The organism is Flavobacterium sp. WC2509 (assembly GCF_052683105.1).
The window spans coordinates 3,403,592-3,418,350 of the sequence record NZ_JBQZFG010000001.1; the positions used below are offsets into that span (position 1 = coordinate 3,403,592).

The window sequence follows — 14,759 nt, forward strand, 5'->3', positions numbered from 1 at the left end:
TGTAATTTTTAGTGTAAATTTGAATGATAAATCTCTAAAATATGAAATTCCTTATCGCATTACTGTTTGGTTTTGTAGTTTCTTCTGCTTTTGCTCAAGAACAAGTTTCTTTCTTTTTTGATAGCGACAAATTTGTATTGCAAAAAACAGAGTTATTGAATCTGAATAAATGGTTGTCAGTTAATAAGGAAGTAAAAGTGGTTGGGGTTTACGGCTTTTGTGATGAAGAAGGATCAGTAGGATACAATGATACTTTGGCTAAAAAAAGAATTAATTATGTATTCAATATTATAAAAGGGAAGGTCAAAATTAGAGAAGATTTCAAAACAAGAAGCTTTGGTAAACTACATGCTTTATCTACTATCAAAGCCGAAAATCGGAAAGTTACGTTGTACTATATACTTCCAAAAGATTTTGTAAATGAAGAAAAAATAATATCCGAAAAGAAAGAAGTAGTTGTAGAGAAGAAAAAGTCAAACATTAAATTTATAGATACTTATACCTACGAAAACCCCGATGGTTCTGCTGTTACTTTAAAAATGGATACCGTTTTTATGAAAAAAGTGAGTGTTGCTAATGTTGGTGAAAAACTTAAGTTAGAAAACATGAATTTTTTTGTTGATACTTTTGCAATAATGCCACAATCCAGATCAGTAATGTATGAATTGCTGACGGTGATGAAAAATGTTCCAGATTTAAAAATACAAATTCAAGGGCATATTTGTTGTGTACAAAAAGACTTTCGTGATCTCAGTACTCAAAGAGCCAAAGCTATTTACAAATTTTTAGAATTTAATGGAATTGATAAAAGCCGAATGACTTTTGTTGGTTTTGCCAGTACAAAACCGTTGTACCCTTTACCTGAAAAAAACGAAGCTGAAAGAGAAGCAAACCGTCGCGTTGAGATTGAAATTATGGCTAATTAATAAAAAGATAAAGATTTAAAATTTGAATTTTCTGATTGCCATTCCCATTGATATTGTCATTGAAATTCCCATTGATATTGCTATTGAAATTTAATTGTATAATTGTTACATTAAAATTATCTTTGCCCAACATACACACAACTAGAAAAATGAGTTCAGATACTTCAAAAAGATATGCACAACGCGGTGTTTCGGCATCCAAAGAAGATGTGCATAACGCCATTAAAAATATTGACAAAGGTTTATTTCCTCAAGCATTTTGTAAAATTGTCCCAGATTATTTGACACAGGACGAAGATTACTGTCTTATAATGCACGCTGATGGAGCTGGTACAAAATCTTCATTAGCTTATATGTACTGGAAAGAAACCGGAGATATTTCGGTTTGGAAAGGTATCGCTCAAGATGCTTTAATCATGAATATTGACGATTTATTGTGTGTAGGTGCTACCGATAATATTTTACTTTCATCTACTATTGGAAGAAACAAAAATGTTATTCCAGGTGAGGTTTTATCTGCTATTATCAATGGAACTGAAGAATTGATAAAAGAATTAGATTCTTTTGGAGTAACGATTCACTCAACAGGAGGAGAAACGGCAGATGTTGGTGATTTAGTAAGGACCATCATCGTAGATTCTACTGTAACAGCTAGAATGAAACGTTCCAAAGTAATTGATAATGCAAATATAAAAGCAGGCGATGTTATCGTTGGATTGGCTTCTTTTGGTCAAGCAACTTATGAGAAAAGCTATAATGGTGGAATGGGAAGTAACGGATTAACTTCGGCTCGTCATGATGTATTCGAGAAATATTTGGCGAACAAATATCCAGAAAGTTATGATGCTGCAGTTCCTAATGAATTGATTTATTCTGGACAGGTAAAATTAACTGATGCAGTTGAAAATTCACCAATCGATGCTGGACAACTTGTACTTTCCCCAACAAGAACGTATGCGCCAATCATCAAGAAAATTTTAGACAAATATACTTCACAAGAGATTCACGGAATGGTTCATTGTAGTGGAGGAGCTCAAACCAAGATTTTACATTTTGTAAATAATTTGCATATCATAAAAGATAATTTATTTCCAGTTCCGCCTTTGTTTCAATTGATTCAAGAGCAGTCAAAAACTGATTGGAAAGAAATGTATCAAGTGTTCAATTGTGGTCACAGAATGGAAATATATGTACCAGAAGCGATTGCTCAGGACATTATTGCTATTTCAAAATCTTTCAATGTTGATGCGCAAATTGTAGGTAGAGTAGAGGCTTCTGATGCGAAGAAATTAACAATCAACAGCGAATACGGTACTTTCGAATACTAAAGGACTGTTTAATCGTTTATTCGTTTAAACGTTTAGCCAATCATCGATTAAACAAATAAACAATTAAACGATTAAACTTTTTTTCAATATGTACGAACTACTTTTTTGGCAATATCAGGAAGGAATTTATCTAAACCATCATTTGGTTTATGAAGCTTTGGTAGAACAACAAGAAGTAGAAGGTCTTGAAATACTTCCTGTCGATGTTATTTTAAATAGAATTAACAGTGTGTTCTCAAGCTGGGAAAAAGTGGATGAGAACAGTTGGCAAAATCCCAAAGGGAAAGGAGCTTTTCAAGTCAAAACAACTCCGCAAAGCATACAAATTGATTGTTATGGTACTGAAGGTAAAACTATGAATCTTCTCGCCGATACTTTGGATGAATTCAAATGTCCATTATATGACCCACAAGTTCCAGTGCGTTATGATGAAATGAATGAATAGTTTTTTTGAATTAATCTATATTAGAAACCCGCAATGTAAAGAAGTTTATATTGCGGGTTTTTATTTTGCCTCTGCTAGAGCGAACTGACGAAGCAAGATGAATTAGAAATCAATGATATTTTTGAAATAAAAGGCTCTGTGTTTTTTATCAATTTTATAAATTAGCTAAAAAAAATAATGACTACATTGGAATTTCCTCAAAATATAATACTCGAAGATGAATTAGTTTTACTGCGATCTTTAGAATTAACAGATATTGACAATCTTTTGGATATTTCCCTCAATGAACCTGAAACTTGGTATTACTCCTTAGTTCGTGCGAATGGAAAAGAAAATCTGGAAAATTATATTCAGTTAGCGATAAAAGCGAGAGAAAATAAAATTGAATTCCCATTTATAGTTTATGATAAAAAAACAGGTAAATATGCTGGAAGCACTCGTTTTTATGATATCAATTTGCCTTTCAAAACAGTTCAATTAGGCTATACTTGGTATGGAAAAGATTTTAGAGGTACTGGACTTAATAAGCATTGTAAATTTTTGCTTTTGCAATTTGCATTTGAAACCCTTGGGATGGAACGTGTAGAATTTCGTGCCGATAATGATAATCAGCGAAGTATTGCCGCCATGAAAAGTATCGGCTGCAAAGTTGAAGGTGTTCTGCGAAGCCACATGCCAACTTCGGGAAGTGATGTTCGCAGGGATAGTATTATATTGAGTATTTTAAAAAATGAATGGTTTGATGAGGTTAAAGAGAATTTGAGAAAAAAACTTTAGAGTACTTCTCAAAAGTAAGGAGGTATAATAACTTCATTAATTGCTAATTTGAACTTTAAGCTAAAAACTTATATGTCTTATATGTTTAAAACATTGTTTTAAGTAAAAAATACAATTGATTCAAAAAAGGATACCTTTGTATGCAAAAGAAATAAAAAAATAAAGAATGAAAATAAATCTTAAAAGCGGAATTGACAAGCTCATTTTCGGAATGAAACAAAATGATGTTATAACTGCTTACGGTAAACCTAATAAAGATTATAAAGACGAAGATGATAACGTGATTTTTGTGTATAATAATCTTAAGATCCGTATGACTTTTTATAAAGATGAAGAGTTGAGATTAGGATATTTAGTAGCTTCTAGTTCAGATTTAGAATTATTTGGCAGCAAAATAATGAATAGAAAAATAGCTGATGTTAAGAAAGATTTGGCTCCAAAAGGAATAACAAAGTTTACTCAAGAAGAGTTTGATACTTTTGAAAACTACTTTAATGAAGAGAATTGGATTATACTTCAAACCGAATTTGATGAAGTAGTTAAATTTGAAATTGGTGCAATAATCAACAGCAAAGACGAATTTGAATGGAAGTTTAAAAAATAAAATTCATATTTTTTTCACATAAAAAAGCCACGATATTTATAATAAAATGTCGTGGCTTTTTTTAGATGTAAAAATTAGATTATGGTTGTTTTTCAAACATTTCTAATTCGAAAATTAAATTTGCATTTGGTGGAATTACACCGCCTGCGCCTCTATCTCCATAAGCTAGATTAGAAGGAATAAATGCAATTATTTTCTCTCCATAAGACATAGTGGCTACCGCTTCTAGAAAACCTGGAATTAAACCCTCTTTTTTTCCAGCTTCAAAAGGGAATGGTTTGTATCCATTTTGTGCCGCTCTGTTAGCATCAAATTTTCCATAAGCTTTGCTTACTTCTTCATAGCTACTGTCAAAGAGTGTACCATCTTCGAAATAACCTGCATAGTGAAAATAAAATGTAGAACCATCAGCAGGTTTTATGCCTGTTCCTTTTGTTATTACGCTATAAGCTAATCCCGATGGAGTTGTAGTAGCTTTAGCTTTTTCGGTTGCGAAATAAGCTGTTTTTGCTTTAATAATCGGGGCGTATTTTTCTAGGTACGCTTTTTTAGCTTCAGCATCAATTGCAGCTTGCTTTTTTTGGTTTTCAGCATCTATTAATGCCTGCTTTTTTTGATCCTCTGCTTTGTTGTTGAAATAATCAGAGAATACTTTTACGGCATCAAATTTCTTAGCTAAAGTTCCTTTTCTAGTGATCGTAATTTTGGTCATAACATCATTTTGAGCTATAGCATTTACGACACTTTGTCCTTGTGTTACCTGACCAAAAATAGTGTGTTTTCCAGTTAACCAAGGTGTATCTTTATGGGTAATAAAAAATTGACTTCCGTTAGTAGTAGGACCAGAATTTGCCATTGCTAATATTCCAGCTTTGTCAAATTTTGAACTATTAAATTCATCTTTGAATGCATAACCAGGTCCTCCAGAACCATTACCATCAGGATCTCCTCCTTGAATCATGAAATCAGCGATAACTCTGTGGAATTTTAAACCATCAAAAAAAGGTTTTCCTTTTAATCTTTCAACAGTTACAAATGGATTGTTTCCTTCGGCAAGACTTATAAAGTTAGCTACTGTAATAGGTGCTTCTTTATAGAATAATTGAATAGTAATATTTCCTTTGGCGGTTGCTATTGTAGCAAAAATACCTTCAACAGGAACAGTTGGTTTTGCCGCTGGTTTTGTTGTAGATTTAGTAGCAGTAGTAGCAGTTTTTTTTGCTGGAACTGCTTTTTTGGTGCTTTGTGCGTGTAAATTGATTACTCCTAAGAAGAGTAATAATAAGATTTTAGATTTCATTTTTTAAAGTTTATAGATATTTTAGGTTAAAATTAATTAGGCATTTTTTCCAATAATTCAAGTTCGAAAATTATATTGCTATTTGGCGGGATAACATCTCCTGCTCCAGCTTCTCCATAAGCAAGGTGTGACGGAATGAAAAGTGTTGCTTTGTCGCCAATTGCCATTTTTTCAATTCCTTCAATAAAACCTGGTATTAAACCGTCTTTTTTTCCTATTTGAAAAGCCATTGGTATATATTGATGTTCAGCTGCTCTTGCCGGGTCAAATTTACCGAAGGTTTTAGAAACATCTTCAAGGCTTGAATCAAACAATGTCCCATTTTCAAAAAAGCCAGCGTAATGAATGTAAACAATAGATCCTATAGCAGGTTTTTTGCCATTGCCTTTTTTAGTAATTGCATATTTAAGCCCAGTTGAAGTTTTGATAGCTTTGCTTTTTAATGCTGTAAGTTCAGCTGTTTTTTGCTCACAAACTGCTTTGTATTTGGCTTCATATTCTTTTTTTGCAGCGGCCTCTGCCGCTATTTTTTGTTTTTGATTTTCTGATTCTATTTTGAAATAATCATAAAACGTTTTTTTGGCATCAAATTTCTTTGCGTCTTCACCATTTCTAATAATAGTTACACTTTTTATAAAATCATCCTGCTCAATTTTATTGACTACTTCCAGGTTGTAATCTACTACATGTCCAAAAATTGTATGTTTACCATCAAGCCAAGGCGTTTCTAAATGTGTGATAAAAAATTGACTGCTGTTTGTTCCTGCACCATTATTTGCCATTGCTAAAATTCCTCCTTTGTCAAATTTCACATCTGAAAATTCATCTTTGAATTTGTAACCCGTATCTCCAGATCCATTTCCCAGCGGATCACCAGTTTGAATCATAAAATCTTTTATTACTCTATGAAATTTTAATCCATTAAAAAAAGGTTTTCCTTTCAGGGTGTCATTTACAATAAATTCGTTTTCACCCTCTGCCAATGTTATGAAATTAGCAACCGTTACTGGTGCTTTTTTATAGTCTAATTCCAGTAGAATAGTTCCTTTGTTGGTTTCTATTTCTGCGTATAAACCATCAGGTAAATTCGCGTATTCATTTTTACAAGAAATTAAAGTTGTAATAACTAATAATAGAAATAAAACATTTTTTTTCATTCTGAATTCTTTTAATTAATTTGTTAACGTGTCTTTTACAATGACTTTAGGTTTTACCGTAGTGTTTGCTTTTACGATTGCAGCCGGTTGATTTTGTTTGTTATATTCTGTTTCAGGCATAAAATCATAAAGTGTTACGGTGCAAAACAAAGGCTGATTAATTCCTATTTTGTTATTGTCTCCATGATACCCGTATCCCATGTGCGACGTAAATAGAAAATGTACTTTTTCTTTTTTACGCATTAATTTGATACCATCTCTCAATCCCATCATGATATCCTGTTTGTCGACTTTATAGATTTGTCGTTCTAATTCTTCTTTTGAATAAATGGTTTTTCCGTTTAAATCTTTTATTTCATAATCAAAAAGAGCAATATCTCCTTTTTTAGGAGTCAGACTATCTGTTAAGTTTCTGGATTCGTAATAATACCAATATCCTTTTTTAGAGGCAATGTATTTTTTGGTAGTATCACTTTTAATTACAGCTGCAATCTGGTCTTCTTCTTTTGCTATCATTTTTTTATTTCGAGCAATAGATTGCTTCATGAAACTACCCGATGAATGCGAAATAGGTTTTCTTGCTTCTTGGGTCTGCTTGCAGCTAGCTACTAAAATAGCAGAAAAAAATACAATAAGTAATACTTTAAGATAGTTCATAGGTTACTATATTTTTAAATTTTGGATTAAACTTTCAAATTTACTAATGGTTTCTTCCATAGAAATCTCTGATTTACCTCCGGCAGCATTACAGTGACCTCCCCCTTGAAAATGATCTCTTGCAAATTGATTTACATCAAAATCGCCTTGGGAACGGAAAGAAATTTTGATAATTCCTTCTTCTTTATTTTCGATAAAAATAGCTGTAAATACAATACCTTTTATACTCAGACCATAATTAACAATGCCTTCAGTATCGCCTTTTATGTAATTAAAGCTATTTAGTTCCTCCTGCGTCAATGTAGTATATGATGTTTTGTGTTCCATCATCACTTTTAAGTTTTGCAAAGCGCGTCCCAGTAATTGTAAACGGCTATACGAACTATTATCAAATAATAAGGCAGGAATTAATGTGTTTTCTACTCCAAGATCGATCAAATCGGCTACAATTCTATGTGTTGTTCCAGTCGTTTTTGGGAAACGAAATGAACCCGAATCCGTCAAAATCCCCGTGTAAATACAAGTAGCTATCGTTTTGTCTAAATCTTGTTTTTTATCCAAAAATGAAATAAAATTATAGATCATTTCGCAAGTAGATCCAAAAGCAACATTCGAATAGGTGTAGGTTGCATAATCATCAGGTTTTTGATGATGATCAATCATGATAAACGGAGCCGTAAGTTTCTCTAACGTTTGTTCCATTTCGCCAACTCTATGCAATGCATTGAAATCTAACGTGAAAATCACTTCAGCTTCTTCAAGTATTTTGGTGCAATTTTCTTTGTCTTTTTCGAATATTTTTACTGTTTCTGAGCCTGGCATCCAAGCTAAAAAATCAGGATAATCATTAGGAGAAACCACTGTTGGGTAGTGATTGTTTTTTAATAAAAAATGATATAATGCTAATGTCGAACCCATAGCGTCTCCGTCTGGACCACGGTGTGGAATTATAGCAATCTTTTTTGGCGTTGATAATAACAACTGTATCGCTTGTATGTCTTGTATTTTCATAGTTTGCGAAATTACATTTTTTAAACTAAAAGTTGAAAAGTTTTAAGAAATTATAAAGAAATAGTGGTTAAAGAAATTTCAGTCTTTTTTTTCTAAACTTTTGATACAAAATATACTTCGGACCTTTTACAATTTGAGCATGGTAAATCCCTATAGAACCTGATGAGAAATAAGCAAAGACACAGGCAATCCCAATGTAAATACCACAATCTATACCAAAAAGTTCCATTCCCATTACTGTACACGCAATAGGAGTGTGGGTTGCTCCCGAAAATACAGCTACAAATCCCATTCCAGCCAATAATGCAATTGGCAAAGGAACAATTACAGATAATGCGCTTCCTAGTGTAGCCCCTATAAAAAAGAGCGGAGTTACTTCGCCTCCTTTGAATCCTGCTCCAAGCGTAAATCCTGTAAAAAGTATTTTTAAAAGAAAATCATAAGGTGCATTTTGGATTGAAAAAGCATTCACAATTTCAGGAACTCCTAGTCCTGTAAATTTCAAATTACCCATAAAGTAAAAGGTCAATGCTAATATAGCTCCACCAACAAAGGGTCTCAAAGGAGGGTATTTGATGTTTTTGGAAAATAATTTACTCCAAAAATGAGTAGATCTGGAAAAAAGCAACGCGGCAAAACCAAATAGAATGCTCACCCCAATTACCCAAAATAAAGTTTTGAAATTCATTTCCGGTATTGTTGGAATGCTATAATGAGTGTGTTTTACGTTCCAAAATTCGACTGTGAAATAAGCGATGTATGCTACTACAAAAGATAGAATACTACTTTTAAAATTGATTTTACTAAAAATAACAATTTCTAAAGCAAATATAGCTCCTGTTAACGGTGTTCCAAAAACAGAAGCAAAACCAGCACTGATTCCTAAAATAATCAATGTTCGTCTTTTAGATCGGCTTACTTTAAAAATGCTGCTGCATACATCAGCAATCGCCCCGCTCATTTGTACCGCTGTTCCTTCTCTACCTGCTGATCCTCCAAAAAGATGCGTTACCAATGTACCCGACAGCACTAGAGGAGCCATCAGCAAAGGAATCTTTTTTTCGGGTTTGTTGTATTCTTCTAAAAGGAGATTGTTTCCTTTTGCAATTCTGGAGTCTGATATGAAATAAAGGTACCCAATGAGTAATCCGCCAAACGGTAATAACCAAATAAGCCAAGTATTGTGAATTCTAATTTGAGTGACATATTCTAACGCAACTAAAAAAAAAGCTGATGCTGATCCAGAAAAAATGCCTATCAAACAACAAATGAGAAGCCATTTGAGTGTGATAAGCATTAGTTGTTTTATTTTTTGAAAATCCATTAATTGCAATACTTTTTAAGCTAAATGTTTATACAAAAGCACTGCAATTTATAGTATTTTTTAGAATTATTCTGAAGCAATAGCTGTAAATTCAATTTCAACCAAATATTCTGGAGCTACCAATTGGTTGATACCATAAAATCCTGTAGTTGGCTTGATGTCTTTAAAGAAAGTTGCATGAGCTGTTGCAACCGCTTCAAATGTTGAAACATCAGTTGTGAAAATTCGAGTACGAATTACATCTTTCATTCCTACGTTAAGATCTTCTAACACTTTTTCTACTCTTTCAAGAATGTTTAAAGTTTGAGCATGTGCATCATCTGCTTTTACTTTTTCACCGTCTACGATAGCAACAGTTCCAGATACTTCAATGATGTTTCCAATACGAACTGCGCGACAATATCCCATTTTGTCTTCCCAAGGCGATCCAGTTAAGATGTTTTCTCTTTTCATTATTTGTTTTTTAAAGTTTGTTGATTGTTGTTTAATGCGTTATTCAAATTATAGATGAATTTCGATTAAAGTGCGAATTTATAAAAATTAGAATTAAAAAAAGAGTCCCTTTTGAAGCAGAAGCTTTAATGTGATTGAATTGTGCTTTTTATAACAAATTAATAATTTTATTTTAATTTCTACGACTTTATTAATCGATTCTATTTTGGACTTGACTGCTATTATTGTAACGGCTTCTATTTCTATCTGGGGTTTAGATAATGACTGTTTTTTTGAGTATTTATAAGAGGTTTGTTTTTACTATTTAGAATTTTTTAGCAGGTAAATAAAAATAATTTATGTTTGTTTTATGATTTTCTAATTGATGTTTTTCTATTTTTGAATTGATGTTTGAAGACAAAAGCCTACTTTTTTTACTATGAAGCATTTTCTTTTATTTATTTTTCTAATTGGTTTTATAACTTGTTCACAAGCTCAAATTGAGTTTAGTAATAAGTTCAAAGGTATTCCTCCAGCAAATACCAAACCCAAACCAGAGAAGAAGTATGTTCCGCCAGTAGATCCTAATGTTCCGGTTATTATAACGCCAAATGTTTACAAGAGTCCAAATATCATTAAATCACCGCCGAATCCTGTTGATGATTATGATGTGAAAACCAAAAGTGAAATGTCAATGATCCCTAAGAATGAGTTTATGAATCCAGGTGATGAAGTGCGAGATAAATTGAATAAAAGGACAGATCGTCAAGAAGGTTTAGCGTACCGTCGCAATCAAGATTTAGGTACCTATAGTTCTACTGCGAAATCGGCTACTGTAATGTATAGAGATGCTCAATATGTCGATGGGGATTTAATTCGGGTGTATTTGAATGGCGTTATCATTCAATCTCAAGTGTATTTGGATAGTAATTTTAAAGGTTTTGATGTAGTTCTGGTAAAAGGATTTAATAAAATTGATTTTGAAGCATTAAATCAAGGACAGTCAGGACCGAATACTGCCGAATTTAAAGTTTATGATGATAAAAATAATCTAATTTCTGCCAGTGAATGGAATTTGGGCACTGGTTTTAAAGCCTCCATTATTATTGTAAAAGAATAGTTTTTATAAGTTACTAAGACACTAAGAGACTGAGTTACTAAGATTTTAGTTTAGCGTAGTGACTTTGAAATTTAGAAATTCAGAAACTTAAAAAAAAATCAAAAATCAATTTTTCAATTCCGAATATATAAAGTATTTTTGCGCATGCAACACAACGTACTTATTTTAGATTTCGGATCGCAATATACACAGCTTATTGCGCGTAGAGTTCGCGAATTAAATATATTCTGCGAAATTTTTCCTTACAATCATTTTCCGAGTGATTTATCAAGTTATAAAGCCGTAATTCTTGGAGGAAGCCCTTTTTCTGTTAGAGGAGAAGATGCACCACATCCAGATTTATCACAAATTAGAGGTAAGCTTCCTATGCTTGCTGTGTGTTACGGAGCGCAATATTTAGCCCATTTTAGTGGAGGAGAAGTTGCTGCTTCAAACACCAGAGAATACGGAAGAGCTAATTTATCCTACATTAAAGAAGACGAGACTTTCTTTGAAGGCGTTTCTGAAAACAGCCAAGTTTGGATGAGCCACAGTGATAGTATCAAAGCATTACCAACTAATGGTGTAAAATTAGCAAGTACTCACGATGTAGAATTTGCTGCTTACAAAATTGAAGGTGAAACTACTTATGCTATTCAATACCATCCAGAAGTTTTTCATTCTACAGATGGATCAAAAATGCTAGAGAATTTCTTAGTGAAAATTGCTGAAGTTCCTCAAAATTTCACGCCAGGTGCTTTCGTTGAAGAGATTGTGGCTGAAATGAAACAAAAAATCGGAAACGACAAAGTTGTTTTGGGTCTTTCAGGAGGAGTGGATTCAACAGTAGCGGCGGTTTTATTACATAAAGCAATTGGTAAAAACCTGTATTGTATTTTTGTTAATAACGGATTGCTTCGTAAAAATGAATTCCAAAGCGTTTTAGATCAATACGAAGGAATGGGACTAAACGTAAAAGGAGTTGATGCTTCTCAACGTTTTTACGATGCCTTAGCTGGAGTTACTGATCCAGAATTAAAAAGAAAAGCAATTGGTAACGCATTTATCGAAGTTTTCGATGATGAGTCACATAAAATTGAAGACGTTACCTGGTTAGCGCAAGGAACAATATACCCTGACGTAATCGAATCGGTTTCGGTAAAAGGACCGTCTGCAACTATTAAATCACACCATAACGTGGGTGGTTTGCCAGATTATATGAAATTGAAGATTGTAGAACCTTTACGTATGCTTTTTAAAGATGAGGTACGTAGAGTAGGAGCAACTTTAGGAATTGATCCAGAATTATTAGGAAGACACCCTTTCCCAGGACCAGGATTGTCTATTCGTATTTTAGGTGATATTACTTTAGAGAAAGTACAAATTTTACAAGATGTGGATAAAGTATTTATCGACGGATTAAAATCTTGGGGATTGTATGATAAAGTTTGGCAAGCAGGAGCTATTTTGCTTCCTGTGAACAGCGTTGGAGTAATGGGCGATGAGCGTACTTACGAAAAAGTGGTTGCTCTTCGTGCAGTAGAATCTACTGATGGAATGACTGCTGACTGGGTACATTTACCATATGAATTCTTGATGAAAGTGTCTAATGATATCATTAATAAAGTAAAAGGAGTGAATCGTGTAGTTTACGATATTAGCTCAAAACCACCTGCAACAATTGAGTGGGAATAGTATTATTTTTTAAGATTAAGTCGTTACATTTGTAACGACTTAATTTTTTTAATCCTACTTATGAAAAATTTTTTTAGCGTTTTTTTGCTTGTTGTTTTTTGTTTTAATTTCTCTTTTGGACAACATTCTACAACAGCCCATAAAGTTTTAAAAGGCGAAAATATAACCCAAATCGCTCAAAATTACAAAACTACACCTTCTGAAATTTATAAATTGAATCCAGAAGCTCAAAACGGAATTTCGGAAAACCAAATGCTGAATGTTCCAGAATTAGTTCCTCAAACTCAAAACTCAATTACCCATATTGTTGCTCCAAAAGAAACCTTGTTTGGATTGGCAACAAAGTATAATGTTAAAGCAGATGCTATTCAAAATGCGAATGCTGGTGTTCTTGCTAATGGATTACAGGTTGGTCAGGAATTGGTCATTCCACAAGAAGTTAAAACAGAAACTACTTCGTCTAAAAAGACTCATATTGTTCAGGCTAAAGAATCTTTATTTAGCATTGCCAGACTTTATAATGTATCTGTAGAAGATTTAGATAAAAATAATGCTGCTCTTTTGAAAAATGGATTGCAGATTGGGCAAGAAATTACTATTCCGAATAAAAAGAAAACTATAGATGGAAGAGTAAGGGTTATCAATTCTGAAACTGTCTTTTATGTGGTAAAACCAAAGGAAACTAAGTATTCTATAACCAAACAATTTGGTATTTCAGTTGAACAATTGGAATCTCAAAATCCAGAAATTGTAAATGGATTGGTTGAAGGTAATAAATTAGCAATTAATGTTAAAGAGGTTAAACCAACCAATGAAAATGAAGAGTTAATGCTTGCTTTAGCAGAAAAGCAAGTGGTGGTTGAGAAATCTAAAGCGAAGGAAAAAGAAATCAACAGTTTAAAAGATAAATTAGAATTACAACAAGAAATCAATCAAAGAGTAGTTAAGGTTAATGGTCTTTTGGTAGATTTGAAAGAAATTGATAATACAAAAGAAAGTTCTGCTGAAAAATTGAGATTGGTTTTAGAAGCCAATAAAAATATACAGGAAATTCTTTTGGTAAAATTAGATTCATTGGTAAATACAATGAGTAAAGATTTATCAGTACTAAAAAAAACAGAATTAGTAGATCTTGATGAATCTGTTCGTTTGCAAAAAATTTCAAATGAAAATATTCAAAAAACTAATGAATTATCGCAACAGCTCAAAAAACAATTGGCTGATAATAGAAAAGTATATACAGGTTTAATGGACAAAGCGGAACGTATTGCTGTGGAGGAAAATCAAGAATACAAGAAAAGTATTCGCGATAATAGCAAAACAAAACCTGTAGAAGCAAAACCTACAAAATTGACTCCTGCCGAATTAAAGACCATGGAAATGGAACAACGTGTTCGTGATTTAAATAATATAAAGCTGATTACAAAATTAGATTCTTTGAACAACGAAAGTAAATCTGAGTTGAGACTGCATATTAGTAAAGCTGATTTTTATAGTAAACAAGCCAGAGCTTTTGATGATAATTTAGCTAAATTAAAAAATAAAAGTTATCAAAATAAAGCATCTGAGGCTCAGGTAAAAGCGAAAACTGCTGTAGTTGTAAAGCCACTTACATTAGATAAAATTAATAAAGAATTAGCGAAGCAACCCACGAAAGTTAAATCCATTAAAATTGAGAAAGTGGAAGGTGTTAAGGATTTGAAAGCAGGTTATTATGTTGTATTAGGAAGTTTTCAAGATGCCAAGCAAAGAGATGCTTTCATTAAAAAATTATCAGATTCTGGTTCTTTGGAAAGTAATTTCTTTTATAATATAAATGTGCTTTCTTATTATGTGTATTCAAAAGTGTTTGAAACTAAAGAAGAAGCTCAATATGAATGTATTCAAAAACAAGGGAGACCACTTATTGAAAAAATCTACATCGCAAATGTAGTTTCTGAATAAATCAATTAAAGAATAAATTAACAACTGTAGAAAGGATATTTGTTCGAAAGACAGTATTTT

Annotated in this window: 14 protein-coding genes; 8 read left to right on the forward strand and 6 right to left on the reverse strand. The window is 32.5% G+C overall.

The features are described 5' to 3' along the window. The first annotated feature begins 41 nt into the window (after positions 1–41). The 5 genes from ACUN3A_RS14235 (at position 42) to ACUN3A_RS14255 (ending at position 4,080) form a co-directional block, all read left to right on the forward strand. Positions 42–926, forward strand: coding sequence for an OmpA family protein (locus tag ACUN3A_RS14235; protein WP_445551942.1), 885 nt, complete (start codon positions 42–44; stop codon positions 924–926). Positions 927–1,075: 149 nt separating this feature from the next. Beyond that, the gene (locus ACUN3A_RS14240; protein WP_445551943.1) at positions 1,076–2,254 is read left to right on the forward strand and encodes an AIR synthase related protein; all 1,179 of its coding nucleotides are present in this window, start codon (positions 1,076–1,078) and stop codon (positions 2,252–2,254) included. Positions 2,255–2,342: 88 nt separating this feature from the next. Then, positions 2,343–2,699, forward strand: coding sequence for a hypothetical protein (locus ACUN3A_RS14245; RefSeq protein ID WP_445551944.1), 357 nt, complete (start codon positions 2,343–2,345; stop codon positions 2,697–2,699). Positions 2,700–2,876: 177 nt separating this feature from the next. Further along, positions 2,877–3,476, forward strand: coding sequence for a GNAT family N-acetyltransferase (locus ACUN3A_RS14250; protein WP_445551945.1), 600 nt, complete (start codon positions 2,877–2,879; stop codon positions 3,474–3,476). Between the two features lie 166 nt (positions 3,477–3,642). Continuing rightward, positions 3,643–4,080 (forward strand): hypothetical protein, encoded by a 438-nt coding sequence (locus tag ACUN3A_RS14255; protein ID WP_445551946.1) that lies wholly within the window; start codon positions 3,643–3,645, stop codon positions 4,078–4,080. Between the two features lie 79 nt (positions 4,081–4,159). Here the strand turns inward: ACUN3A_RS14255 and ACUN3A_RS14260 are convergent, their stop codons facing one another. The 6 genes from ACUN3A_RS14260 to ACUN3A_RS14285 form a co-directional block, all read right to left on the reverse strand. Further along, the gene (locus ACUN3A_RS14260) at positions 4,160–5,380 is read right to left on the reverse strand and encodes a peptidylprolyl isomerase (RefSeq protein WP_445551947.1); all 1,221 of its coding nucleotides are present in this window, start codon (positions 5,378–5,380) and stop codon (positions 4,160–4,162) included. 32 nt (positions 5,381–5,412) lie between these two features. Further along, on the reverse strand, positions 5,413–6,537 hold the full coding sequence (locus ACUN3A_RS14265; RefSeq protein WP_445551948.1) for a peptidylprolyl isomerase: 1,125 nt from the start codon (positions 6,535–6,537) through the stop codon (positions 5,413–5,415). Positions 6,538–6,552: 15 nt separating this feature from the next. Then, positions 6,553–7,194 carry a gliding motility-associated peptidyl-prolyl isomerase GldI gene (gene gldI, locus ACUN3A_RS14270; protein ID WP_445551949.1) on the reverse strand — a complete coding sequence of 214 codons (642 nt, stop codon included), beginning with the start codon at positions 7,192–7,194 and terminating at the stop codon, positions 6,553–6,555. A gap of 6 nt (positions 7,195–7,200) precedes the next feature. Beyond that, positions 7,201–8,205 (reverse strand): DHH family phosphoesterase, encoded by a 1,005-nt coding sequence (locus ACUN3A_RS14275; protein WP_445551950.1) that lies wholly within the window; start codon positions 8,203–8,205, stop codon positions 7,201–7,203. Between the two features lie 67 nt (positions 8,206–8,272). After that, complete coding sequence (locus ACUN3A_RS14280; RefSeq protein ID WP_445551951.1) at positions 8,273–9,529, reverse strand: voltage-gated chloride channel family protein; 1,257 nt, start codon at positions 9,527–9,529, stop codon at positions 8,273–8,275. A gap of 66 nt (positions 9,530–9,595) precedes the next feature. Beyond that, entirely contained in the window at positions 9,596–9,982 is a 387-nt protein-coding gene (locus ACUN3A_RS14285; RefSeq protein ID WP_100431600.1) for a RidA family protein, read from the reverse strand. A gap of 418 nt (positions 9,983–10,400) precedes the next feature. On the opposite strand from ACUN3A_RS14285, the gene ACUN3A_RS14290 reads away from it, so the two are divergent. The 3 genes from ACUN3A_RS14290 (at position 10,401) to ACUN3A_RS14300 (ending at position 14,699) form a co-directional block, all read left to right on the forward strand. Then, entirely contained in the window at positions 10,401–11,081 is a 681-nt protein-coding gene (locus tag ACUN3A_RS14290; protein ID WP_445551952.1) for a hypothetical protein, read from the forward strand. Positions 11,082–11,225: 144 nt separating this feature from the next. Further along, positions 11,226–12,755, forward strand: a complete 1,530-nt coding sequence (gene guaA / locus ACUN3A_RS14295; protein ID WP_445551953.1) for a glutamine-hydrolyzing GMP synthase — start codon at positions 11,226–11,228, stop codon at positions 12,753–12,755. Positions 12,756–12,815: 60 nt separating this feature from the next. Next, positions 12,816–14,699: a LysM peptidoglycan-binding domain-containing protein gene (locus ACUN3A_RS14300; protein WP_445551954.1), complete on the forward strand. Its 1,884-nt coding sequence runs from the start codon at positions 12,816–12,818 to the stop codon at positions 14,697–14,699. Positions 14,700–14,759 lie beyond the last annotated feature (60 nt).

Bases quoted from the DNA above. Each gene is read 5' to 3' on its own strand.
- ACUN3A_RS14235 (WP_445551942.1), top strand. From the start codon at position 42: ATGAAATTCCTTATCGCATTACTGTTTGGTTTTGTAGTTTCTTCTGCT.
- ACUN3A_RS14240 (WP_445551943.1), top strand. From the start codon at position 1,076: ATGAGTTCAGATACTTCAAAAAGATATGCACAACGCGGTGTTTCGGCA.
- ACUN3A_RS14245 (WP_445551944.1), top strand. From the start codon at position 2,343: ATGTACGAACTACTTTTTTGGCAATATCAGGAAGGAATTTATCTAAAC.
- ACUN3A_RS14250 (WP_445551945.1), top strand. From the start codon at position 2,877: ATGACTACATTGGAATTTCCTCAAAATATAATACTCGAAGATGAATTA.
- ACUN3A_RS14255 (WP_445551946.1), top strand. From the start codon at position 3,643: ATGAAAATAAATCTTAAAAGCGGAATTGACAAGCTCATTTTCGGAATG.
- ACUN3A_RS14260 (WP_445551947.1), bottom strand. From the start codon at position 5,380: ATGAAATCTAAAATCTTATTATTACTCTTCTTAGGAGTAATCAATTTA.
- ACUN3A_RS14265 (WP_445551948.1), bottom strand. From the start codon at position 6,537: ATGAAAAAAAATGTTTTATTTCTATTATTAGTTATTACAACTTTAATT.
- gldI (WP_445551949.1), bottom strand. From the start codon at position 7,194: ATGAACTATCTTAAAGTATTACTTATTGTATTTTTTTCTGCTATTTTA.
- ACUN3A_RS14275 (WP_445551950.1), bottom strand. From the start codon at position 8,205: ATGAAAATACAAGACATACAAGCGATACAGTTGTTATTATCAACGCCA.
- ACUN3A_RS14280 (WP_445551951.1), bottom strand. From the start codon at position 9,529: ATGGATTTTCAAAAAATAAAACAACTAATGCTTATCACACTCAAATGG.
- ACUN3A_RS14285 (WP_100431600.1), bottom strand. From the start codon at position 9,982: ATGAAAAGAGAAAACATCTTAACTGGATCGCCTTGGGAAGACAAAATG.
- ACUN3A_RS14290 (WP_445551952.1), top strand. From the start codon at position 10,401: ATGAAGCATTTTCTTTTATTTATTTTTCTAATTGGTTTTATAACTTGT.
- guaA (WP_445551953.1), top strand. From the start codon at position 11,226: ATGCAACACAACGTACTTATTTTAGATTTCGGATCGCAATATACACAG.
- ACUN3A_RS14300 (WP_445551954.1), top strand. From the start codon at position 12,816: ATGAAAAATTTTTTTAGCGTTTTTTTGCTTGTTGTTTTTTGTTTTAAT.